We start from the raw sequence: 22,621 nt of genomic DNA, 5'->3' as shown, positions 1-22,621 counted from the left end.
CCGCACGCTCGGTCACTTGCGCATTGTTGGCGGGAGTAAAAATTATGGCAAACGCATCCACGAATTCAGCTCATCGGCTCGCCGGCAAAGTCGTCCTTGTGACCGGTGCCGATAGCGGCATTGGCGCTGCAACCGCACGCTTGTTTTGCCGTGAAAGCGCGTGCGTGATCGCAACCGATATCAACACCGATCAATTGCAGTTATGGGCGGCAGGAGAGCCGTCAGTGTTGGCGCTGATGCACGATGTCACGCAGGCGGAAAGCTGGGATATCGTCATTCGGCAGGCGTTGGTTAAGTTCGGTCGTATCGATGTGCTAGTCAACTGTGCAGGCATTACCGGTGGCGGCGTTGCATTCGAAAAAGTCGAACTGACGAGTTTCCAGCATGTGCTCGACGTAAATCTTTCCGGGCCATTCCTGGGCATGCAGCGCGTGGTTCCACTCATGCGCGACAACGGTCGCGGTTCCATCGTCAATGTCGCGTCAATTTCGGGGGTTATCGGCAACGCGGGCACCTCCGGATACACCGCGTCCAAAGGCGGTTTGCGCGCGTTGACCAAAGGTGCCGCGATTGAGTTTGCCGCCGCCGGCGTGCGCGTCAACGCCATTCATCCCGGTTATACGCAAACGGCGATGACCGCCGGATATGTTGCCGACGAAAAGACTCACGCGATGATGTTGAGTCAGACCCCACTTGGCCGCCTTGGTCAGCCGTACGACATTGCCTACGCCGCTTTATATCTCGCCAGCGACGAATCGAGTTTTGTCACCGGGGGGGGATTTTTTATTGACGGCGGTATGACCGCGCGGTGAACACGCGCATACATCGCCACACACTGAAACAGCACGGGAGAAATACAAAATGCGCGCAGCTGTGACGACGGCCGCAGGGCCTTTGCAACTCGTTGATCTTGATGTCGTAGCGTTACGGGCGGATGAAGTGCGCGTGCGGGTCAGCTACTGCGGCATCTGTGGCTCTGATCTGCACTGGCATCGACATTTTCCCGATGGCACGGTGATGGGCCACGAAGTGGTCGGTGTCGTCAGTGAAACGGGGGCCGCGGTGAGCGGCTGGAGCGTCGGTCAGCGCGTATGTATTTTCCCCGCACAGGCCTGCGGCGACTGCGTGGCGTGCAACGCAGGGCGCTCCAATATTTGCTCGAAGCGAGTTTACGGTGTCGGCGGGCCGCGCAATCGCGGCGGTTATGCGGATAGCGTCATCGTGCTGGCATCGATGCTGGTGCGGATCCCAGGCGAATTGTCAGATCGCGCGGCGGCGATCGTCGAGCCGCTCACCGTCGGCATCCATGGTGTCGCTGTCGCTGCACTGGATAGCACGCAGCCGGTCGCGGTTATCGGCACTGGCACCATCGGGCTGATGACGCTGCTTGCCCTGCGGGCAAAGGGTTTCCAGCGTTTGCTGGCGATCGAAGTGAATCCGCAGCGGCGTGCGCTGGTGGAGCGTCTCGGCATCCCCGCCATCGGTACCGAACAATTAACCACCGCTGCGGTGGAAAAACTGGGTGCGCCGCCGCAAGCCATTTTCGAGTGTGCCGGTCATCCGACGGCGCTGACGCTCGCGATTGGATTGCTCGGCCCCGGCGGACGCATTGTGCTGATGAGCAATCCAGCGGAAGCGGTGCCGCTGCCACAAAGTGAATTGATGTTGAAAGAGGCACAAATTATTTCAGCAATTTTTTATCTGCGCGAAGAATTCGAGCAGGCGATCGACTGGCTCGCCAGCGGCAAGGTGCCGGCTGATGCCATTCCACTGTCGATCTTTCCGCTGGAGCAAGCCGGCATCGCCTTCGCCGAGCTGCTGCAAAAAAACACCCCGCATATGAAAGTGCTGCTGCAACCCGATAGCGCGCAATGACATGCGTATATTTTTTGAGTGTCTATGGAGCCGCTTGTGAACCCTGAAAATATTCTCGAACGCTACCGCAAGACCGATGCTGAAACATTGCGGCGCAAAGCCGAATGGTTGCGTCTGGAAATACTGCGCCTGATTCAAACATCGGGGCTGGGGCATTACTCCAGCAGTTTTTCCGCAGCAGAGGTACTCGTCACGTTGTACCAGCATGTTCTGCGTTTAAAAGCCGGCGAACCGCATTGGGAAAAACGTGATCGATTCCTGCTCGGTAAAGGTCACATTGGCGTGGCATTGTGGCCGTTGCTCGCCGAGCTCGAGTTTTTCCCCGCGAGCTGGCTCGATACCTTCGGTGCATTCGACAGCCACCTTACCGATCATCCCGACATGCACCGTGCGCCGGGCATCGACTTCAGCTCGGGTTCGCTCGGCCACAATTTGTCAGTAGGGCTCGGCATGGCACTGGCAGCGCGCCAGCGCGGTGAAGACCATCGCGTAATTGTATTGACCGGCGACGGCGAACTGCACGAAGGCCAGGTGTGGGAAGCGGTCATGGCAGCGGCTCAGCATCGCGCCGGCAATCTGATCGCGATCGTAGATGCCAACGGTTCGTGCGGCGATGGTCACACCGAAGAGGTCATGAGTATCGAACCGCTGGATCAGCGCCTGCGCAGTTTCGGTTGGAACTGTGTCGATGTAGATGGACATGACACGGCGGCATTGATGCGCGCATTCGCCGACCTGCCTGCACCGGATTCACACGTCCCAACCTGCATTGTCGCGCGCACCCTCAAGGGTAAGGGCGTTTCATTTATGGAAGCCGCGCCACGCGACTGGCATCTGGGAAATCTCGGGCCGAAGGATCTGCAGATTGCCCGCAACGAAATTGAGGTACGACTGTTATGAGTGATATGGCCGATCCCTTCAGCTTCAACACCGGCGCCGTCGAAAGTAAATACGGCGGTGCGGTGGGGCTCGAACTGCTCGCGATGGGCGAAAGTGATCCGGCGATTGTCGTGGTCGCCGCCGATCTCGGTGTCAGTCCGATCACTGGCGCCTTCGTAACAAAATATCCGCACCGTTTCATCGAAGCGGGTATCGCCGAAAACAATGCTATGTCGATCGCTGCCGGCTTGGCTGCCGGCGGCATGAAACCTTATGTGTTGCAAATGGCTGCATTCGGCGCGTTGAAATGTGCGGAGCAGATTCGTACCGACATGGCGTACACCGAAATGCCGGTGCGCATTCTGTCAGCGTGGACCGGCCTCGCAATGGGATTCTTCGGCACCAGCCACCATGCGCTTGAGGACATTGCTATTACCCGCGCGATTCCCGGTTTAACAGTGGTGTCGCCCTGCGATGACAACGCCGCGCGTGCCCTGCTGCGCACGACCGCTGATTTGCTGGGGCCGGTGTTTATTCGCCTGACCGAAGGCAATCACTATCCGGTGTACGCGGAGCCACCGGTGGTCAAGCATGGTCATTTCATCACCGTGCGCGAAGGCGACGACGCGACCATTATCGCCACCGGCCTCGGTGTGCAACTGGCGACCGGCGCAGCCGATGCACTGGCGCGTGAGGGAATAAATATCCGCGTGCTCGATGCGCTTTATTTGAAACCGCTGGATGAAGTTGCGATTGTCGATGCCGCGCGTACTACGCGCGCGATTTTGACGGTGGAAGAGCATGGCGTTATCGGCGGGCTGGGATCGGCCGTAGCAGAAGTCATCGCGCGCAATGGCATCGCCACCCGTTTGCAATTACATGGCTTACCAGACACGCGCCTTGCGGTGGGCAAACCTGCTCAGCTGTATTCACATTATGGGCTGACGATTGAGGGTGTAATCGAGCGGATGCGCGGGCTGTTGTAGGTGCATTGCAAATAGCGCTCAGGCGTAAGACTGGCACGGCAGCGAGTTCCGGTCAGTCGAGCTGATTTTTGTCATTCTTAGGTACAGGGTTTCGAATATGGACGACTTGATCGACGCTGTTGTCGTCGGCGCAGGCTTTGGTGGTATAGCCGCTCTGCAGGCTTTTCGGGCTCGTGGTTATCGGGTGCTAGTGGTTGAAGCAGGCTCCGGGCCAGGCGGCACATGGTTCTGGAATCGTTATCCGGGTGCGCGCTGCGATATCGATAGCCTGCAGTACTCGTTCAGCTTTTCACCTGCCGTCGCAACGAACTGGACCTGGAGCGAGAAATATTCTGCCCAGCCGGAAATTCTTAGTTACCTGGAATATGTAGTCGATCAGGAAAACATGCGGCCGGCCTTCCGGTTCAACACGCGCATCATCTCGGCGTATTACGATGAGCCCGCAGCGCGCTGGCATCTGCGCACGGAAAGTGGCGAAACGATCACGGCGCGTTTCTGCGTGATGGCGACCGGGACGTTGTCGACTGCAAATAAACCCGACTTCTCAGGTATTGAGAAGTTTCGCGGCGAGATTTATCACACCGGATTGTGGCCGCATTCTGGTGTAGATATGACCGGCAAACAGGTAGGCGTGATCGGCACAGGCTCATCGGGTGTCCAGCTGATTCCCCGCGCCGCCGAGCAGGCTGCACACGTCACCGTTCTGCAACGCACGGGGACTTATGTCGTCCCTGCGCAAAATCGACTGTTGACGGAGGCGGAAAACCAGCAGGCCAAGTCGACCTACCCGGAGCTGCGCCGACACTGGCGGGCGCAGCCCAACGCCGTTGGCATGAAATTTAGCGCACAGTCGGCGATGGCTGTAGACGAGACAACCCGCCACGCCGTCTTTGAAGCGGCCTGGGAGGCGGGCGGAGGCGACTTCGGCGTGTGCTTCAACGACCTCACGCGCAACATGGAATCCAATGCCAAGGCGAGTGATTATTTCCGCTGGAAAATTGCGCAGGTCGTCGACGATCCGCAAACCGCGCAAGCGCTAACGCCAAAATATCAATGGGGCAGCCGCCGCCTGTGCGTGGGCACGAATTACTACGAAACGTATAACCGTGCGAATGTCACCCTGCTCGATTTACGTCGTGATCCGCTTGAGCATTTCACCGCGAGTGGTGTCGTCGTTGGGGGCCGCGAATATCCACTCGACATGCTGATCATGGCGACTGGATTCGACGCGGTAACGGGCACGCTATTACGCATCGATATTCGCGGACGCCAGGGGCTGACCTTGCAGGATGCCTGGCGCGATGGACCACGGACGTACCTCGGCATGGCCATCTCCGGTTTTCCTAACCTGTTCATGATCAGTGGTGCGCAGAGCCCTGGCACGCTTATCAATATGGCAACCGGCAGTGAAGTAAATGCCGAATGGATCGCTGACTGCGTCGCGTGGATTGATAAGCAGGGCGCACGCGCCATTGAGGCCAGTCCCGAAGCTCAGTCGGACTGGGTGCGTCAGACCACCGAGATTGCCGAGCGCAGTCTGATGTCGAAAGGCGAGTCGTGGTGGACGGGGACAAATATTCCAGGCAAGCCGCGCGGGTATCTCGGCTATCTCGATTGGCTTGGTTACGACGCTCGCTGCCAGTCGGTGGCCTTGCACGAATACGAAGGTTTCATGCTCGAAGCCGAATCTTTAACTGTTGAATAACCTGAGGTGCAAGATGAGTGCAGCAGACCACGTTAGTGACAAAGGGCCGTATTTCAGCGCTATCGTTCACGGTCGCAAATCCGTGCGCGCTTTTCTGCCTGATCCGCTGCCGCAGAAGCTGATCCGCGAACTGTTGGCGCTGGCAAGCTGGGCGCCGTCCAATTGCAATACGCAGCCGTGGATGGTGCATGTGGCGAGCGGTGACACCATCGTCCGCCTTACTGAGGAGCTGACGCGTGATAGTGCGGCTTCGGGTATTACCCCGGAAGTGCCGTACAACGCGCAAGCTTATCCAGCGGCGCTCCAGACCCGCATGGTTGAGCATCTGGGCAATCAGCAACATGCTTTCGGCATTGCGCGCGAAGATAAGGATGCCCGCAACAAACTGCGGGACAATAATTTGCGCTTTTTCGGCGCGCCGCACGTTGTGTTTGTTTACATGCCCGACTTCGGCAATGAACGCGAGGCGGCAGATATCGGCATGTTCGCCCAGACCTTCATGTTGGCGCTCGAAGCGCATGGCTTGGCGGGAGTGCCGCAGACATCGGTCGGCATGTACGCCGCGCCGATACGCCGTGTTTTGAATCCCTCCCCGAATCACAAGCTTCTATTCACCATTTCTTTCGGCCGTGAAGATGTGGACGCGCGCGGCGCCCGCCTCGTGCAGGAGCGCACATCCGTCGACCAATTCGCGGTTTTCCATGAGTGATTCGCAGCGGCCATTGGTTGGCAACAGGAGGGAAGACGACATGCTTTCTCGTTCCGCTCATTTGATCGATCCGGCACTGCGTTCCGTCGTCGCTGACGTTCCATCGGTGACGCTTGATGCGCAGGCACTGCCGACCATGCGCGCGATGCTTGCCGCACGTTTCGGCACACCTGCTGCGACGCAAGACGATACGGTCGCTGTTGAGGTGATAGAAGTGCCACGGCCGGATGGCGGTGGCGGCATTCGCGTCGTCTGCTACCGACCGCGCGAAACACATTCTCCGCTCGCCGCGATTGTGCACATGCACGGTGGTGGATTCGTACTCGGCCTACCGGAAATGAACGATGCGCAGCATCGCCGTTTGGCGGCGAGTTGCGGCATCGCCATTTACTCTGTCGATTATCGGCTGGCTCCAGAAACAATCTTTCCCGGCGCACTCGACGACGGTTACATCGTGCTCGAATGGCTGCATGCCAACGCGCAATTGCTGGGGCTGGATCGGGCCCGCATTGGCGTGAAAGGCGAAAGTGCCGGCGGTGGGCTCGCGGCGGCACTCGCCCTGCGAGCACGTGACCACGGCGGCCCAGCTGTCGCGTTTCAACTGCTGACTTTTCCGGCGCTTGATGATCGCACCGGCAGCGAGCTCGATGCGCATCCTTACTGCGGCGAGTTTTTGTGGACGGGGCAGCTCAATCGCGCAGCATGGACATCGCTACTCGGTCGTGAGCCAGGAGGCGACACCTCCGCGCACGCTGCACCGGCCCGCGCGGACAACCTTGCCGGTTTGCCACCGACCTTCATTGCCGTTGGCGCGTTGGATCTCTACCTCGAAGAGGATATGGAGTACGCGCGGCGTTTGACGCGTGCGGGTGTCTCCGTTGAATTGCATGTCTATCCCGGTGCGATTCATGGCTTCGGTATCGTGCCCGGCTCTTGGATTGATAACGACAGTGAGCGCAATCTGCAAGAAGGCTTATGTCGCTTGCTCGCCGCAACATCGCCAAAATTGAATGCCTAATGTGACTGATGATCGCTGGGGTGCCCAGCGATTTAAACCGACGACAACGAATACCAACACGCGGTGCGGGAGCAATACGTGAAAGCAGCAGTAACGACCGCACAGGGGTGACTCTGCCTTGCCGATGTGAACACGCCTATCCTGCAGGCGGAAGCGGTTTCGACATCCATTGGCGCAAGCAATTTCCGCTTGGTATGGTAACGGGCCATGAGGTGTCATGGTGAATCGCAAAACTGGCGCCTGAAGTGAAAAAATTGGTCGTTGGGCGCGCGCATAGTACTTATGCCTGCGGCCCCTCGTCGGCCCCTCGTCGGCCCCTCGTCGGCTGCGACTTGGAACGCGGTTGTCTGGTCGCCGAAAATATTAGTGATACCGGTGGTACGGCGGAGTTCTTTTCTGCTGATATGGGCACTGTTGCCTGGAAAGTTTTGGGTCCTGGTAGATGGATTACCCTCACTCAGCGTGCAGGCTGCGCAACGAAAGCTGATCTCTACGCAGGCAATCGCCTTGCGCGTAATCAACGAGTTGTTGCTGTTTTGGCAATTACTGGTATGTAAGTTAGAAAAAGGCGAGTCAGCCATGCTGCACTCGCCTTAGTTGTTTTCTGGCTGCTTAGGTAGGCTCAGGGCCTAGACCACTACCTTGCTCGCACTTTGATGAATGCGTTGCTGTGAGTCGTGGTGCTCTAAAGCGGGGTGAGGTGAAACTTGGTCGAAATCCACGTCTTGGGCGGCTTTTTTGCGGTCCTTAAGAAGGAAGTGTGACAGTGCCGGAATCAGAACCAGTGCGCCGATCATGTTCCAGAGGAACATGAAAGTCAGCAAGATACCCATATCAGCCTGGAACTTGATAGGTGACCAAGCCCAGGTCACAACACCAGCAGCCATAGTCACGCCGATCAAGGCGACTACCTTGCCGGTGAACCCGAGAGCAAGCTCATAAGATTCCGCAAGCGTCGCACCGAGCCGCTGTGCGCGAAGCTGTACGCTTAGTAGGTAAAGAGCGTAGTCCACGCCCACGCCGACACCCAGAGCGATGACCGGTAAGGTTGCTACCTTGATGCCAATTCCTAGAGAGACCATCAGCGCTTCGCATAGGAACGAGGTGATTAGCAGCGGCACCATGGCCACTACCACCGCACGCCAACTTTTGAACGTGATAAAACACAGCAATATGACTGTAGCGTATAGCAACCCGAGTATTCGATAGTTGGCTTCCTTGACGACTATGTTGGTGGCCGCTTCGATACCCGCTGAACCAGCGGCTAGAAGAAACTTGGTGTCGCTGCTGTTATGGGTAGCGGCAAAGGTTTCTACGGTTTTAGTCACGGCGCTCAGTGTGTCGGCTTTGTGATCCTTGAGATACGCGATCATTGGGGTCACAGTGCCGTTTGCATTAATAGCACCAGGGGTGTTGACGATGGTCTGCGCGATAGCCTGGCCAACAGAGTTGGAACTCCGTGGGATGGTGAGCCATTTAGGGTTTCCTTCAAACAGGCCAAAGGCAGTTTGCCGAATGTTATCCGGGAGGGAGCTGGTTTCCAGCACTTCAGGTTGCTGCTTCAGGAGCCACGATAAGCGGTCTTGTTCGACCAACGAGGAATAGCTGGAGACACCATTCAGGGTGTTGGATGTCACGATCACGGCAAACTGGTCACTGGAAAGACCAAAGTGATCGTTGATATAAGCGCTATCTTGATTATAACGCGAGTCTGCGCGGAGTTCGGGTGCCCCTTTGTCCAGATCGCCAATCTTGAGATGTTTCAGGCTTACTGTGACAGCCGCCAGACCGACAACCAGAGATCCGACTACCAGAGGCAGGGCATACCGCCGCTTTGTGCAACGCACCAGCAGCGACCAGAGATTCAAGTGTTTTTTGTGGGCCTTCTCCGCGGCTATGACACTGCGTTTGGCGGCCTTCTCGCTTACCCCAATATAGGAAAGCGCGACAGGAATAAAAAACAGCTTGGTGAAAATGAGGATCAGGACGCCCAGGCTGGTGGTTAACGCCAGGGTTTGGATCACCGGAATGTCGATGATCATAAGTACGGCGAACCCGACAACATTGGTGATAAGCGCGGTCAGTCCTGCCATGAACAGTCTACGGAATGTGTAGCGGGCCGCGACATACTTATGCGTACCACGGCCAATGTCCTGCATGACGCCATTCATCTTTTGTGCGCCATGGGAAATACCAATGGCGAAGACCAAGAAAGGCACGAGGATGGTGTAAGGATTCAGGTTGTAGCCGAGCAACTGCATAAGTCCCAGCAGCCAGATCACTCCGCTCAGTGCCGTCGCCACCAGCAAGGTCGTACTGCGTACATCACGGGTATACAGGTAAATAAAGACAGCGGAGATAAGCGCCGAAAGGCCGAAGAACATCAAAACTTGCGACAACCCATCGATCAGGTCGCCAGTGAGTTTGGCGAAACCTATGATGTGAATTTTGTAGCTGCCTTTGAACTGAGCAATATCCGAGCCTGGTTGAGGGTGTTCGATGGGCTCCCGAATTTCACGTTCAAGGATGTCCGACAGCGTCTTGTAGTCGAGGTTTTCCCCGGTCTCTGCAATCTGGTCGAGAAGCGGAACCATGATCATGCTGGACTTGGAGTCAGAGCCGATCAGGTTACCGCGCAGATTGGCGCGAATAGCGTTGAGCTTGAACTGCTTGATAGACTCGGCGCTGCCATCGTAATCGAAAGGCATCACCGGGCCTCCTGTGAAGCCCTCCTCGGTGATCTCCGTCCAGCGCACTATAGGTGTCCAAACTGATCGCATCAGTGCTCGGTCAACGCCAGGCGTTAGAAATATCTTGTCATTGACGCGTTTGACGACCTCCAGGTACTCAGGGTCGAAAATATCGCCATCTTGAGTTTCCACAACCACCCGGATCGAGTTACCCAGACCTTTGAGTGAGTCCCTGTTATCCAGGTAATTTTTGATGAAGGGATGGTTCTGCGGAATCATCTCGTCAAAGTTGGCGTTGACCGTTAAAAGGCTTGCGCGGTAGCCGAACAAAATTGTAGCAATGGCGCAGACAATCACGACCCAGATGCGGTGATTGAAAACCACGCGCTCTAAACGACTACCCGAGTTTTTGTCGAAATCCATCGGGTCGCGAATTACCGGTAACGCACTACTATGAGCGTCGGTAGCCACAGGAATACCTCAATCGTGTAATTGGATTTGTATCAGTAAGGTCTGAGCAGATCAGGGGATACGGCTGACTGACTCCAGGTTCGCCCCTGCCGTTCCAATAATCACGACCTGATCTGTATTAACCGGAGTAATGCCGGTGAACATAGCAATGTGGTCGACCTTCAGTTGTTGGAAGGGGCTGTCAGAATTTTGTGCACCTAGTAACTGGCCCCCTTGGCTGACCACGAGAACTTGCCCGTTGTCGAGAACTGCACCACCGGTGATGGCGGTGTCGATACCTGACTCGACACTGGACCAGTTGGCACCGCGGTCGTCACTACGGTAGATAGTGCCTCTTAGGCCATAGGCGAGCACCACATCATTGTGAGCCAAGACACCAAAGAAGCTACCGGCATATCCGCTGGAAACAGCGCTGAAATGAGTGCTTTCTTTCGTCTTGACAAAGACCATGCCGCGCTCTGATGCAATGTAAACATCATCACCAGATTGCGTGATGGAGTTAAGGTGCAAGGACTCAGGGTTGTCGATTAGCTCTAGCTGCGGGGTCCATGTCTTACCACCGTCACTGGTGTGCATGATCTGATTGAAGGTGCCTACAACGTAACCGTGCAGCTCGTCTTCGAATAGCACGTCCAGCCAGGGTTGTTCAGGACCGTCCTCGGTGTTGAGCCTGACATCCTCGATGTACTTTTGTGCTGACTCGTCGCCGTTCTTCAACGCGGTTTCGTAGTGGTCGAGCATCAGGGGCCCAGCCGTGCGGCCGTCTGACTGCTTGCTCCAAGTTTCACCGCCATCTACGGTATTCAGTATCACGCCAGCGTGCCCTACGGCCCAGCCTTTTTTCGGGCTTGGAAAGCTGACTGCAGTGAGGTCGATATCGACAGGAGTACTGGCTTGCTTCCAGGACTTACCCTTGTTATCCGAGTAGAGGATATGACCACGCCAGCCGACGGCTACTAGCCGTTCACCAGCCTTGGTAATACCCAGGAGTTGAGTGCTGGCAGCCATTGTGGAGATTGCTGCGGGGCTGTCGAGCGGGTCGCTATATTCGGCCAATACCGAACTTACGGGCGCTGCAATCAGAATAGCGGCTAAGAGAGCGGGTCGAGTTATCAGGGCTGAAATCATAGTGATTCTTCTTGTTTTCTAACATGGATAACTAGGTTATATAATTTACCAAAAGTGCAGGAATGTAAATGCTGCTGGTGGAATGGTTCACGAACTGCTCCAGTATTCCTTGCTGCGGGTAGGGCAGGGCGGGGCGCTCTGTCCTTGAGTTATTCCGGTTCAAGGCTTAGCAGTCAAAGCGCTAAATGCCCGTGTGCCTGCTGCTCAGCATGGTAGGACGAGCGCACTAATGGGCCGGAGGCAACGTTCTTGAAACCCATTTTTCTGCCTTCTTCAGCGAACCAGGCAAACACATCCAGATGCACAAAACGCTGCACCGGCAGGTGGCTGCGCGACGGCTGCAGGTACTGGCCGAGAGTCAGCATGTCGATATTGTGTTCACGCATTCTATGCATGACTTCGATCACTTCCTCATCAGTCTCACCCAGGCCGAGCATCAGACCGGATTTCGTCGGCACATTCGACACGCGCTTTTTGAAGTTTTCCAGTAGATCCAGCGACCACTCGAAGTCCGAACCTGGACGCGCCGCCTTGTACAGGCGCGGCACGGTTTCCAGGTTGTGGTTGAACACGTCCGGCGGCTCCTGCTCGGTGATAGCCAAGGCTACATCCATGCGCCCGCGGTAGTCCGGTACTAGGGTTTCCAGTTGTACGTTGGGCGACAGCTTGCGGATTTCGCGCAGGCAGTTGGCAAAGTGCTGAGCACCACCGTCGCGAAGGTCGTCGCGGTCTACCGAGGTGATCACCACGTACTTCAGGCGCAGATCTGCGATGGCCACAGCGAGACTCTTCGGCTCGTCCATGTCGAGCGATTTCGGTCGGCCGTGGCCGACATCGCAGAACGGGTAGCGACGGGTGCAGATGTCGCCCATGATCATGAAGGTTGCAGTGCCACCGCTGAAGCACTCGCCGAGGTTGGGGCAGGAAGCTTCTTCGCAGACGCTGTGCAGCTTGTGTTTACGCAACAGCTGCTTGACCCGGTCAATCTCGGGAGACGCCGGTACACGTACACGAATCCAGTCCGGCTTCATCGGCAGCTCATCGGTGGGAATGATCTTCACCGGAATGCGTGCCATCTTCTCGGTACCGCGCAGCTTTAAACCGGTTTCCACCTTGATTGGCTTGCCGGCAGGTTCTGATGTAATCATATATCGGCCTATATGATTTCGTTGCTGCCCTGGCGCTATGGCAGGGCACTATCAGCGGCCGGTGTACGAAGGCTTCTGCTTGTTCAGAAACGCCTCGACGCCAATGGTGAAATCCTGGGTTTGCACACAGGCACAGAAACTGTCGCGTTCAGCATCCAATTGCTCTTTTAGTGTGGACTGCATGGATCCGCGCACTAAGCGCTTGGTCTGACCTAAGGCAAAGGTAGGTGCCTTGGCCAGTTTCATTAGCAGTTCTTCGCTGGCTTTGCCAAGCTGATCGACGGGGAGTACGCGATTGATCAGGCGCAGTTGTAGGGCTTCGTTGGCGTCGAATGGTTCGCTGAGCAGCAGTAGCTCTAGACTTTTACTTAGGCCAACCAGGCGTGGCAGGTGCCAGGACGCTGAGGCATCCGGGCTGGTGCCGATTCCGGTGTAAGCCAGATTGAAGCGGGTCCCTTCAGCCGCGAGTACGATGTCACAGGCCAATGCGAGGCTCACCCCAGCGCCGGCTACCACGCCATGCAGGCAGGCAACCACGGGCACAGGTAGCTGAGTCATGATTTCAATCGCCTCATGCAGTGGGTCAATCAGTCGCCTGGCTTTTTCTTGCGTGGCGCCAGCCAGAAAACTCAGGTCGCCGCCAGCGCAGAATGCTCGGCCTTGACCTTTGATAACGACAACACGCACGTTGTCATTGTCTTTGATTTTCAGCATGGCCTGAAGAAAACCTTGTGCCAGTTCAACGGTCAATGCGTTGAGTGACTCAGGTTGGTTCAGCGACACGCGAGCGATGTTGCCGTCGATTTCGAGAATAACGCTTGGGGTTTCGGCACCCATGATTTTTGTCCTATTTAGGTGTTTAGATCGAAGGCATATCACGCGGGTTTCGACGATTTAGCTCGTCGGCAAGATCAGCGATGCTACTCTTGAGGCTCAGTCGATAAGGCCTTGGAGTGAAGAGCTCCGGTGAGCGCCCCCAGTGTGATGTCGACCAGCAGTGCATTGCGCTTGGCGGATGGCAATGCACTCGGATTAAGCCAGGCGGGCAGGTTGTTCAACATGGCGACCAATAGCGGTGAAATAACAGAGTTCATTGCCGTATCTCTCATGCAGTACCAGCGACCAAGCAGCGTGGTTAAGTGCTCCTCGTATTGCTTGCGGAGAAGAAGAACTTCTGCCTTATGCGATTCGCTAAGGCAGTGAAATTCGTGCTCTGCAAGGTGGAAATACAGGCTCTTGTGCTCATGTAGCTGGAGGTGCAACTCGATCAACCGGGCTACGCCAGTTTTGGCGCAGTCCTGCGGCACGCCGTATGGGTTTACAAGGTCTAGGAGATCCAAGTAAATCGACTCAATAAGCTCGAATAGCAACTGCTCCTTGCTTTCTACGTGGTGGTAGATCGAGCCCGGACTAATTCCAATTCGGGTTGCCAGGTCACGCATGGTGACGTTACTGAAGCCCTTGCTGGCGAAAAGCTCTAGCGAGCAGCTACGGGCTCGGTCATAGCGCGAGTCGCTGCGGCAGTGCGGCAATTGCGAGGTGGCCTCCGTACTTGATAAGGCCAGTGCGTGAGGCATGCTCGTCTCCCAATTGCAACGGTGTGGATCGCCTCGCAGAGGCGGGTCAGGCTTTCGCCGTGGTCACAAGGGTCTTGAAGGGGACTGAGTCGTCAGCAAGGGCTGCAGGATTCAGCCTGGCGCGCTCTGCTACCAGTTTCTTGGAAAGCATAAACTCCTGCGGGCGGTTGACCGCGTCTACGGAGAGCAGGTGACCGTCTTTGAAGTAGAACACCGCGAATGAGCGACAGGACGGCTCATTCAAGTTTCCGCGTACGACGAACTCGTCGAACCCGGAGCAAATACCCACCACCTGCAGCTTCAGGTCATATTGATCGGACCAGAACCAGGGGACTGAGCGGTATGGGATCTTGTTGCCCATAAGGCTGTTGGCCGCGACCTTGCCTTGCTCTATAGCATTTGGGACGGATTCAAGGCGAATACGTCGTCCCAAGTATTCGCTTGGGTGGTTGGTGCAGTCGCCGGCGGCAACGATGTCCGGATCGGAGGTGCAGGCGTACTCGTCTACCAGAACGCCGTTGTCCACCACCAGCCCGGCAGACTCTGCCAGTTCGGTGTTGGCGATCAAGCCGATGCCGGCAACCACAATGTCCGCCTCGATACGGCTACCGTCTGTGAGGTGTACATGGGTGACCAGTTCATCGCCTTCGAGTGCTGCAACTTGTGCGCCGGTGCGTAGATCGACGCCGGCATCACGGTGTGCGCGCTCAAAAAATGTGGAAACTTCGGGTATCGTTACGCGGGCCAAAACACGTGGAAGACCTTCTAGTACGGTGACCTGTAGGCCAAGTTTCAGCGCAACTGCAGCTGTTTCCAAGCCAATGAAGCCACCGCCAATGATGACCATGCGCGCGCCGGGTTTGGCGAGTGCTCGAATACGCTCGATGTCGTCGATGGTGCGCAGCAGGAAAACGTTCGGCCGGTTCGCGCCCTCAAGTGTCAGTGGTCGCGCTCGGCCGCCTGTGGCAATCACCAGTTTGTGGTAGGCAATTGACCGACCATCGTCGAGGCTGACCTGCTTGTGTTCGCGGTCGATATGGGTGACGCGAACCCCTCCGATGAATTCGATACCAGCCTTCACCAGGCTGGTCGCTGGAATCACGTAGAGTTCCTCGGCGCTGACCGTACCGGCGAAATAGGCTTTGGACAGTGGCGGGCGACGATAGGGTAGATGAGGTTCGTCGCCGATCATTGTTACGCGGCCGGTATACCCAAGCTTGCGCAGTTCACTCGCCACTTCTCCACCGGCCTGACCTGCGCCGAGGATAACGATACCTGCTTCTTCACTCATGTTGCGTCCACCCAGTCTTAACTACTTGCGGATAGCTTGCGGTGCATCCGCTGCCAAGCCTTTATCAAGGTTTAGTAGCGAATGCACAGTGCGTTGCTCAATCGATTTTGCCAATCAGGTGGCCGATGGAGAAAATCTCTCCGGCCTTTTCCAAGATGGTCAGTTTGCCGGTGGCCGGGGACTCCACATCGAGTACCGATTTGTCACTTTCGATCGAGTAGATCACTTGGCCTTCGACGACTGATGCGCCGTCTTCAGCAATCCATTCGACCAGTTGCACTTCGGATACGGCATCGCCAGCGGCGGGGATTTTGAGCTCTGTCATTTCATGATTTCCTGAGTGGCTTTTACGATGGCGTCAGCGCCTTTGTAGTGGAGTCCGAGCAGGCCAGCGTGCTTAGGCACTGGCGCATAGGCACCGGCCACGCGCTGCACGGGTGCTTTGAGTTTGCCGAACAGCTCCTCATAAATGAGGGCGGATATCTCTGCGGCGGGGCCCATGAAGTCGACGGCGCGATGCGCAATCACTGCACGGCCGGTCTTGGCGACCGACTCGAGAACGGTTTGGCCATCCAGAGGGACCAGGCTGCGCAGGTCGATCACTTCGGCATTAATGCCTTTTGCCATTAGAGCGTCAGCAGCCTTGAGTGCGTCACCTACGGCCGGGCCGTAGGAAATGATTGTGACATCAGTGCCGATCCGGCGGATGGCTGCCAGGCCAAGCGGAATGCGGTATTCGCCTTCGGGCATCTCGGAGGTGCCGAACAGGTTCAGCATCGAGTGGATCAGCACGACAGGATCCGGATCGAAGATCGCCGAAAGTAGCATGCCCTTGGCGTCGGTCGGGTTGTTTGGATAGCAGACCTTGAGCCCTGGTGTGTGCATCAGCCACGCTTCGGTCGACTGCGAATGCTGAGCGCCGTTACCGGCACCGACCAAGGTCATCATGGTCATTGGCACGGACATTTGGCCGCCCGTCATATAGCGTGCCTTGGCGGCGTGGTTGACCATCTGGTCCATGGCGACTGGGAGGAAGTCCATCATCAACAGTTCGCCTACCGGCTTCATGCCAACGAGGCCTGCACCGACGCAAGCGCCGAAGATGCCTTGCTCGGCAATGGGCGTTGAGCGAACGCGATCGCCGAAGCGGGTCGACAGGCCGCGGCTGATACCGACAACGCCGCTGGCCGGGTCGGCAATGTCTTCGCCGAGCATGATGACCTGATCGTCCTGTTCCATGGCGATCATTAGCGCTTCGTTGAACGCATCGCGCATGGTGGCTTTGCGCATTGGGCCGGTCGGCACAGGCTGCGCGTCAGGACGGATGCGGCTGATGGGTTCGAACTTCGGGTCTTGGTAAACGTCGCTGAGCAGATCAGCTTCACTGAATGGCGCAACCGGAGTCTCAAGGACGGTGGCAATGTCGCGCGCTACTTCTGCGGCAATGTCCGCGTCAAGTGCTTCGAGCTCGGCTTCACTGGCGTGGCCATCGGCGATCAGTTGGGCGCGCAGGGCCGGAACTGGGTCTCGTGCTTTCTCTGCGGCAAGTTCGTCCGCATTCATATATGCGCCGGCGTCCGCAAAGTAGTGGCCGCACAAACGATAGGTAGTGGACTCAACAAAGGTCGGGCCATTGCCGCTACGCGCGCGGTCGATGGCTTCATTGAACACGCTGGCCAAGGCCTGTGGGTCGCGTCCGCTGACGGTTACGCCTGGCATACGGTAGCCGTCGGCCCGCTCTGCAAGCTTCTCCAATACCGAGTATTCGGACAGCGGAGTGGATTCGGACCAGCCATTGTTGTGGCAGACAAAAATGATCGGCAACTTCCACAGTGAGGCGAAGAGCATGGCCTCGTGAACGGCACCAATGCTGGTAGCGCCGTCGCCGAAGCTGACAGTGACTACTTTACCGGTTTTCTGCAGTTGCGAAGCCAGAGCCAGGCCAACACCGACGGGGGCGCTGGAGCCCACGATGCCGGTCGTCATCATCAGGCCGAGGTCGGCGCGGGCAACGCCCATACCGCCGCCCTTGCCGCCGCATACGCCTGTAGAGTGACCAATGCACTCGGCCAGAAGATCGCGCAATGGCAACCCGCGGGCGAGGGTGTCTGCCAGGCCGCGGTAGATGGTGACCATCTGATCATCAGTGCCTAGGCACTGCGCGAGTACCGACGGAGCCAGCTCCTGGCCGGTGACGGGGTAGAAGCTGAAGGAGATTTTGCCTGAACGCAGTTGCTTCGCGATGGCTTGTTCGGCCCCGCGAATGAGTGCGACCCGTCGATAAATAGCCTGCATTTCAGCTGCGGCAAGTAGGGGCTTTGCTTGGGTAGTTGGCGTCGACACGCGTTTATCTCCTATCGATAATTGCTCAGATTGATCCGATTCGAAGGTGCCTAGTTGAGGTCGTCCTGAATCCTATGAGGAGTAAAATACCCTCACTATTTTAACTTGTATACCTAATTTATCTATGATGATTTTTAGTCACGTGTGCGGCAGTAAGGCGGGCGTCCGTTTCGTGCTAATTCATCACTTGGCAGGATCAAATATCTTGTGCTGGATAACTTAGTTAACTATATTGGCGATGTTGGTCGGTTAGATACTCAGGCAGCAATCTGCCTCGGTAAGTGAGGCGGCTTCTAGGAGGGGAAATGTCCAGCAGAGAAAAGGCCAAAGAGCCCACAATCGGTAAGTGGCTGGCAAGCGATCGCAGAACCGCGTCGGAACTATTCGCGCGGCGTTCTGATGGCGACTTCGGTACGGATGACTTGCCGGTCGAGCGCTATATCAGTCGAGATTTTCATGAGCGAGAAGTCGGCAAGCTGTGGAGTAAGGTCTGGCAGATGGCGTGCCACGAGACTGATATCCCTGAAGTCGGCGACTACATTACCTATGAAATAGGCAGTCGCTCATTCGTCATCACTCACGCGGCTGAGGGTGTCATCAAAGCTTTTCCCAATGCGTGCCTGCACCGTGGCATGCAGCTGGTAGACGACCAAGGGCAGGCACCTGCATTTACCTGTCGCTTTCACGGTTGGTCGTGGAACCTCGATGGCACCATGCGGCGGATGCCGGAAAGCTGGGACTTTCCGCAGGCTGAACAGCGCAAGATGTGCCTCAAGGCTGTTCGTGTAGCGACCTGGGGTGGTTTCGTCTTTATCAATCCAGATGCTGATGCGCAACCGTTCGAGGAGTTCATCGGTGAACTGCCCGAGCATTTCAAGGCTGCGCCTCTGGAAGATCGCCGGATTGCCGTGCATGTGGCGCGCTTTATGCCTGCGAACTGGAAGGTGGCCATGGAGGCCTTCCTCGAGTCGTACCACGTATCGCCGACTCACCCGCAGTCGGTGACCGTATCCGAGTACGCCGAGACCCAGTACGACGTTTACGGTGAAAACCTTAGTCGCTTAGCGACCGTGGCCGTGGCCCCTGCCACACCGGCCATGCGTCAGATGACGCCGCAGGAGTTTGCTGACTACGCGGCAAAGGGTACCGGTCGCGAACCCATTCAGTTGGGTGAAGGTGAGACCTACCGCAGTGCCCTGGCTGAGCAGCGCCGTAAGGACGTTGCGGCAGTGCAGGGCACTTCGGTTGATCACCTCACCGATGTCGAGATGCTCGATGCCATCGAGTACTTCCTGTTCCCCAACTTTCTACCGTGGTACGGCTTCGGGCTGCCGATCGTATATCGCTTCCGTCCCAACGGTGATCGTCATGACAGTTCGATCATGGAGATCTACCTGCTCGCACCACGGGATCTGTCTAAGCCGCCGCCGCCAGCGGCAAAGATCGAATGGCTGCCTGACGACCGTCCATTTGCTGAACATCCAGGGCTGGGACGCCTTGGCACCATCTTCGATCAGGACTACGAGAACATTGTCGGCGTCTGGAAAGGACTGCACTCGACGGTCGAGAAGGGCTTGATCCTGGGGCAGTACCAAGAATCGCGGATTCGCCACTACCACCGTCGCATCGACGACTTCATCAATGCTCAAGAGAAGTAAAACTATGACCAATACTCCTGATAGCACCGAGGAAGATCTTTCTCAGAGCATTTTGTATGAAGTTATCGATGGCCACATCGCTCGCATCACGCTGAATCGCCCGCATCGCAAGAACGCCATCCTCACCCCAGACATGAATGACATGCTCTCGGCGGCGCTCACCCGCGCTCAAGACGATGACGAAATTAAGGTCGTTATCCTTGCGGGAGCAGGCACTGATTTTTGCTCCGGTGAAGACACCAAGAAGATGCCTGTCGAAGCCTTCGGTCTGAAGAAGGGTGGTCGTCTCGGGCAGTCCAAGCGCATGCGCGGGATTCGAAAGCTGCTCGACAGCACCCTGAACGGCACCATCTGGGGTGACAAAGTGGTGATCCTTGCAGCGCAGGGCGCAGTACTGGGCCAGGGCTTTTCCTTTGCGATGACTGCGGACATCCTGATTCTCACTGAAGACGCCTATGTCGCCCGCCGTCAGAGTCGCATTGGTTTTGCCGGATTCGAGACTCAATTGCCAATGACCATGCTGCGTCTGGGCTTGAACCGTGGCATGGAAGTTCTGCTAACCGGGCGCAAGATGAGTGCCCAGGAACTCAAGGACTGGGGCGTTGCTAACTCAGTCGTTCCTCGTGACAAGCTCGAGGATGAAGCGTTGCGTTATGCCCGCGCTGTCGCCGCGCACAGCACTGACAACCTGATGCTGGGCAAGCGCGCCCTGCAGCAGTACTTCCACGGCCTGGGTGTCAGCGCATTCCTCAATTTCGGTACTGTCGGCCATGCCCTGTTTTCCAACGTGGTGTGGCGCGAGGACGAAATGAACTTCCTCAAGGAGCGCGACAAGGTGGGTGGTCGTCAGGCCATGCAGAACCTCAATAAGGTCTGGGATGACCTAGGTTTCGACTAAGGCGGATTGACGACCATGGAACTGAACTACGGGACAGAGCACGACGACTACCGCGAGCAGATACGCGACTTTCTTTGCAATGAGTGGAAAGTGGGTGGCGATGTCGCTGAGTTTCGTCAGAAGGCGATTGCCGCGGGCTATCTCTATAGGGGTATCCCCAAGCGTTTTGGCGGCTCCGAACAGCCCTCGGATGTGATTCGTGCGCGCCTCATCGCTGAGGAGTTCGCAGCGGCAAAGGCACCTGCCGAGATCAAGGGCAATGGCGTACAGATGCTGGTGCCTACGTTGCTAGAGCGTGGCGCTGAGTGGCAAAAGGAACGCTTTATCGCTAAAACGCTGACCGGCGAGTATCGCTGGGCGCAGGGTTTTAGCGAGCCGGGTTCCGGTAGTGATCTTGCCAGCCTGCGCACTCGTGGCGAGTTGCGCGATGGGCAGTGGGTGATCAATGGACAGAAGGTGTGGACTTCATACGCCAAAGATTGCCAATACATGTTCGCTCTGATTCGTACTGAGCCTGCTGCCTCGAAGCACACGGGGATCTCCTACCTGTTGCTGGACCTCGATCAGCCGGGCATTGATATCCGCCCGATGAAACAGATTAATGGTGGCAACGACTTCAACGAAGTCTTCTTCACCGATGCAACTACCCCAGCCAACTGGATTGTCGGTGAGCGCGGTGAAGGCTGGAGCGTGTCCAAGTCTTTGCTCAAGCACGAGCGCAACATGCTGGGTGGCATCGATCGTTCCGAGGCGCTGTTTGATAGCCTGCTGGGTTTGGCGAAGCGGGCGGAGAAGGGTAGTGTGCCAGCGATCCAAGATCCTTGGGTTCGTGATCGTCTAGCGGCGCTGAAGGCGGAGCTGGAAGTGCAGCGTTGCTCCAGTTACATCCAGATGACGCGTGAACTAGCGGGGGACGGTGGTGGCCTGCTGCAAATGATGAACAAGCTTGGACAGTCGAACTACGCCGCAGCGGTGGCGGAGGTGGCGAATGCCATTCTCGAGGATGAGGGGTTGATTTCCCCTATCGGCAATCGTCGCCCGGGTAACGAGCGTTGGATCAACCAATACATGAACTCCATGGCGGCTGCGATTGCCGGTGGTACATCCAACATCCAGCGCAATATCATCGCCGAGCGTGGTCTCGGTCTGCCTCGGGAGAGTAGTCAAGAATGAGGTTCGATCTAGATGAACAGCAGCGCGCATTCCAGGACGCGGTAGTTGACTACCTGCGTGCCGAGTGCCCAATGAACCGTGCTTTGGCGCCGCATGAAAGCGCTGAAGTAGATTTCGCACTCTGGCGTGGCCTGATGGAGCTAGGTATCGGCGGCATGGCGGTGCCGGAAGAATACGGCGGCCTCGGTCTGGGGCTGCTGGATCTCGCTGTGGTGGCCGAACCGGTTGGCCGTTATGCGATGCCCGGCCCATTCTTCGAACATGCCCTTGCTACTCTGGCAATTACCGTCTCAGGTACTGAGGAGCAGAAGGCCAAATGGCTGCCGATGCTCGTGACCGGTGAGCTGCGCGCTACTGTGGCGCTGGCTGAGGGCAAGGGGCAATGGGCTGCGGATACCTGGACTCTGGATGGCGATCAGCAGCTGTCTGGCCGCAAGCAATATGTGCTGCATGCTGAAGGGGCCGACTTAATTGTCGTGGGCTTGAAAGGTGGCGCGCTGGGTGTTGTCGAGGGCAATGCCGCCGGCATTGAGCTGACTACGGTGCCCTCCACTGACGCTGGCCGCCGTTTGGCACATCTACAGTTCAACCATGTCGCTTTCGAACGCCTGGCACTGCCAGTCGGTGAAAGTGTTGTGGATGCTGGGCTGATTTTGCTAGCAGCCGATGCATTCGGTGGCGCTTCCCGTTCTGTGCAGCTCGCCGTCGAGTACTCCAAGGAGCGCGAGCAGTTCGGGCAGGCCATTGGTGCATTCCAGGCAGTCAAGCATCAACTGGCAGACATGGCGTTGATGGTTGAACCCTGCGTTGGCCTTTACTGGTACGCCGCTTACATGTTCGACACGGCTCCAATGGCTGCCCACGAAGCGGCGGCACTGGCAAAGGCGCATATCACCGAGGTTTACCCGAAGATCGCCAGACGCATGATCGAAGCTCATGGCGGCATTGGTTACACCTGGGAATATGGCGCGCATGTTTGGCTCAAACGCGCATTGTTCGATCAGGCCTACCTAGGTATGCCCCAGGCGCATCGCGCGCATATCGCCACGATGTCTGGCTGGTAAGAGAGGTT

The 22,621-nt window shown here is 57.0% G+C and carries 19 protein-coding genes; 11 read left to right on the top strand and 8 right to left on the bottom strand.

Annotated elements, in window-relative coordinates; all coding sequences use genetic code 11:
- Positions 1-44: 44 nt before the first annotated feature.
- The 7 genes from ALTER154_RS20735 to ALTER154_RS20705 all read left to right on the top strand — a co-directional run bounded on the left by ALTER154_RS20735 (position 45) and on the right by ALTER154_RS20705 (position 7,172).
- Positions 45-812, top strand: a complete 768-nt coding sequence (locus ALTER154_RS20735; RefSeq protein ID WP_160089915.1) for an SDR family NAD(P)-dependent oxidoreductase — start codon at positions 45-47, stop codon at positions 810-812.
- Between the two features lie 49 nt (positions 813-861).
- Positions 862-1,875 (top strand): zinc-binding dehydrogenase, encoded by a 1,014-nt coding sequence (locus ALTER154_RS20730; RefSeq protein WP_160089913.1) that lies wholly within the window; start codon positions 862-864, stop codon positions 1,873-1,875.
- A gap of 36 nt (positions 1,876-1,911) precedes the next feature.
- Positions 1,912-2,775, top strand: coding sequence for a transketolase (locus tag ALTER154_RS20725; RefSeq protein ID WP_256665674.1), 864 nt, complete (start codon positions 1,912-1,914; stop codon positions 2,773-2,775).
- Positions 2,772-3,740, top strand: a complete 969-nt coding sequence (locus ALTER154_RS20720) for a transketolase family protein (protein WP_160089909.1) — start codon at positions 2,772-2,774, stop codon at positions 3,738-3,740. The genes ALTER154_RS20725 and ALTER154_RS20720 overlap by 4 nt, the downstream gene beginning before the upstream one ends.
- Before the next feature lie 97 nt (positions 3,741-3,837).
- On the top strand, positions 3,838-5,445 hold the full coding sequence (locus tag ALTER154_RS20715) for an NAD(P)/FAD-dependent oxidoreductase (RefSeq protein ID WP_160089908.1): 1,608 nt from the start codon (positions 3,838-3,840) through the stop codon (positions 5,443-5,445).
- 13 nt (positions 5,446-5,458) lie between these two features.
- Complete coding sequence (locus ALTER154_RS20710; RefSeq protein ID WP_160089907.1) at positions 5,459-6,154, top strand: nitroreductase; 696 nt, start codon at positions 5,459-5,461, stop codon at positions 6,152-6,154.
- Positions 6,155-6,194: 40 nt separating this feature from the next.
- Positions 6,195-7,172 carry an alpha/beta hydrolase gene (locus ALTER154_RS20705; protein ID WP_160089906.1) on the top strand — a complete coding sequence of 326 codons (978 nt, stop codon included), beginning with the start codon at positions 6,195-6,197 and terminating at the stop codon, positions 7,170-7,172.
- Between the two features lie 629 nt (positions 7,173-7,801).
- Here the strand turns inward: ALTER154_RS20705 and ALTER154_RS20700 are convergent.
- The 8 genes from ALTER154_RS20700 to ALTER154_RS20665 all read right to left on the bottom strand — a co-directional run bounded on the left by ALTER154_RS20700 (position 7,802) and on the right by ALTER154_RS20665 (position 17,820).
- On the bottom strand, positions 7,802-10,285 hold the full coding sequence (locus ALTER154_RS20700; protein WP_160090235.1) for an MMPL family transporter: 2,484 nt from the start codon (positions 10,283-10,285) through the stop codon (positions 7,802-7,804).
- A gap of 99 nt (positions 10,286-10,384) precedes the next feature.
- Positions 10,385-11,461, bottom strand: coding sequence for a YCF48-related protein (locus tag ALTER154_RS20695; RefSeq protein ID WP_160089905.1), 1,077 nt, complete (start codon positions 11,459-11,461; stop codon positions 10,385-10,387).
- Positions 11,462-11,634: 173 nt separating this feature from the next.
- Complete coding sequence (lipA, locus tag ALTER154_RS20690; protein ID WP_160089904.1) at positions 11,635-12,609, bottom strand: lipoyl synthase; 975 nt, start codon at positions 12,607-12,609, stop codon at positions 11,635-11,637.
- 51 nt (positions 12,610-12,660) lie between these two features.
- Positions 12,661-13,446 carry an enoyl-CoA hydratase/isomerase family protein gene (locus ALTER154_RS20685; RefSeq protein ID WP_160089903.1) on the bottom strand — a complete coding sequence of 262 codons (786 nt, stop codon included), beginning with the start codon at positions 13,444-13,446 and terminating at the stop codon, positions 12,661-12,663.
- A gap of 83 nt (positions 13,447-13,529) precedes the next feature.
- Positions 13,530-14,186, bottom strand: a complete 657-nt coding sequence (locus ALTER154_RS20680) for a TetR/AcrR family transcriptional regulator (protein ID WP_160089902.1) — start codon at positions 14,184-14,186, stop codon at positions 13,530-13,532.
- Positions 14,187-14,232: 46 nt separating this feature from the next.
- Positions 14,233-15,477 (bottom strand): NAD(P)/FAD-dependent oxidoreductase, encoded by a 1,245-nt coding sequence (locus ALTER154_RS20675; protein WP_160089901.1) that lies wholly within the window; start codon positions 15,475-15,477, stop codon positions 14,233-14,235.
- Positions 15,478-15,574: 97 nt separating this feature from the next.
- Positions 15,575-15,802, bottom strand: coding sequence for a biotin/lipoyl-containing protein (locus tag ALTER154_RS20670; protein ID WP_160089899.1), 228 nt, complete (start codon positions 15,800-15,802; stop codon positions 15,575-15,577).
- Positions 15,799-17,820, bottom strand: coding sequence for a thiamine pyrophosphate-dependent enzyme (locus ALTER154_RS20665; RefSeq protein ID WP_160089897.1), 2,022 nt, complete (start codon positions 17,818-17,820; stop codon positions 15,799-15,801). The genes ALTER154_RS20670 and ALTER154_RS20665 overlap by 4 nt, the downstream gene beginning before the upstream one ends.
- A 305-nt stretch (positions 17,821-18,125) precedes the next feature.
- On the opposite strand from ALTER154_RS20665, the gene ALTER154_RS20660 reads away from it, so the two are divergent.
- Genes ALTER154_RS20660 through ALTER154_RS20645 form a run of 4 tightly spaced genes read left to right on the top strand, consistent with a single transcriptional unit; the run spans position 18,126 to position 22,613 of the window.
- On the top strand, positions 18,126-19,478 hold the full coding sequence (locus tag ALTER154_RS20660; protein ID WP_160089895.1) for an aromatic ring-hydroxylating dioxygenase subunit alpha: 1,353 nt from the start codon (positions 18,126-18,128) through the stop codon (positions 19,476-19,478).
- Between the two features lie 4 nt (positions 19,479-19,482).
- A complete protein-coding gene (locus ALTER154_RS20655) occupies positions 19,483-20,376 on the top strand; it encodes an enoyl-CoA hydratase/isomerase family protein (RefSeq protein WP_160089893.1) in 894 nt (297 codons plus the stop codon).
- Between the two features lie 15 nt (positions 20,377-20,391).
- Entirely contained in the window at positions 20,392-21,549 is a 1,158-nt protein-coding gene (locus ALTER154_RS20650; protein WP_160089891.1) for an acyl-CoA dehydrogenase family protein, read from the top strand.
- A complete protein-coding gene (locus ALTER154_RS20645) occupies positions 21,546-22,613 on the top strand; it encodes an acyl-CoA dehydrogenase family protein (protein ID WP_160089889.1) in 1,068 nt (355 codons plus the stop codon). The genes ALTER154_RS20650 and ALTER154_RS20645 overlap by 4 nt, the downstream gene beginning before the upstream one ends.
- The last annotated feature ends 8 nt before the right edge of the window (positions 22,614-22,621 follow it).

Origin of the sequence: Pseudomonas sp. 9AZ (genome assembly GCF_902506525.1) — a bacterium.
GTDB classification, from domain to species: domain Bacteria; phylum Pseudomonadota; class Gammaproteobacteria; order Pseudomonadales; family Pseudomonadaceae; genus Aquipseudomonas; species Aquipseudomonas peli.
Note: the sequence above shows the minus strand (reverse complement) of the source record. Positions and strands in the feature narration are given on the sequence as shown.

What these genes read in the sequence shown, in the direction of transcription:
- ALTER154_RS20685 (WP_160089903.1), bottom strand. Translation starts at nt 13,446, where the DNA reads ATGGGTGCCGAAACCCCAAGCGTTATTCTCGAAATCGACGGCAACATC.
- ALTER154_RS20695 (WP_160089905.1), bottom strand. Translation starts at nt 11,461, where the DNA reads ATGATTTCAGCCCTGATAACTCGACCCGCTCTCTTAGCCGCTATTCTG.
- ALTER154_RS20670 (WP_160089899.1), bottom strand. Translation starts at nt 15,802, where the DNA reads ATGACAGAGCTCAAAATCCCCGCCGCTGGCGATGCCGTATCCGAAGTG.
- ALTER154_RS20715 (WP_160089908.1), top strand. Translation starts at nt 3,838, where the DNA reads ATGGACGACTTGATCGACGCTGTTGTCGTCGGCGCAGGCTTTGGTGGT.
- ALTER154_RS20675 (WP_160089901.1), bottom strand. Translation starts at nt 15,477, where the DNA reads ATGAGTGAAGAAGCAGGTATCGTTATCCTCGGCGCAGGTCAGGCCGGT.
- ALTER154_RS20680 (WP_160089902.1), bottom strand. Translation starts at nt 14,186, where the DNA reads ATGCCTCACGCACTGGCCTTATCAAGTACGGAGGCCACCTCGCAATTG.
- ALTER154_RS20700 (WP_160090235.1), bottom strand. Translation starts at nt 10,285, where the DNA reads ATGGATTTCGACAAAAACTCGGGTAGTCGTTTAGAGCGCGTGGTTTTC.
- lipA (WP_160089904.1), bottom strand. Translation starts at nt 12,609, where the DNA reads ATGATTACATCAGAACCTGCCGGCAAGCCAATCAAGGTGGAAACCGGT.
- ALTER154_RS20655 (WP_160089893.1), top strand. Translation starts at nt 19,483, where the DNA reads ATGACCAATACTCCTGATAGCACCGAGGAAGATCTTTCTCAGAGCATT.
- ALTER154_RS20720 (WP_160089909.1), top strand. Translation starts at nt 2,772, where the DNA reads ATGAGTGATATGGCCGATCCCTTCAGCTTCAACACCGGCGCCGTCGAA.
- ALTER154_RS20730 (WP_160089913.1), top strand. Translation starts at nt 862, where the DNA reads ATGCGCGCAGCTGTGACGACGGCCGCAGGGCCTTTGCAACTCGTTGAT.
- ALTER154_RS20660 (WP_160089895.1), top strand. Translation starts at nt 18,126, where the DNA reads ATGTCCAGCAGAGAAAAGGCCAAAGAGCCCACAATCGGTAAGTGGCTG.
- ALTER154_RS20645 (WP_160089889.1), top strand. Translation starts at nt 21,546, where the DNA reads ATGAGGTTCGATCTAGATGAACAGCAGCGCGCATTCCAGGACGCGGTA.
- ALTER154_RS20710 (WP_160089907.1), top strand. Translation starts at nt 5,459, where the DNA reads ATGAGTGCAGCAGACCACGTTAGTGACAAAGGGCCGTATTTCAGCGCT.
- ALTER154_RS20735 (WP_160089915.1), top strand. Translation starts at nt 45, where the DNA reads ATGGCAAACGCATCCACGAATTCAGCTCATCGGCTCGCCGGCAAAGTC.
- ALTER154_RS20650 (WP_160089891.1), top strand. Translation starts at nt 20,392, where the DNA reads ATGGAACTGAACTACGGGACAGAGCACGACGACTACCGCGAGCAGATA.
- ALTER154_RS20705 (WP_160089906.1), top strand. Translation starts at nt 6,195, where the DNA reads ATGCTTTCTCGTTCCGCTCATTTGATCGATCCGGCACTGCGTTCCGTC.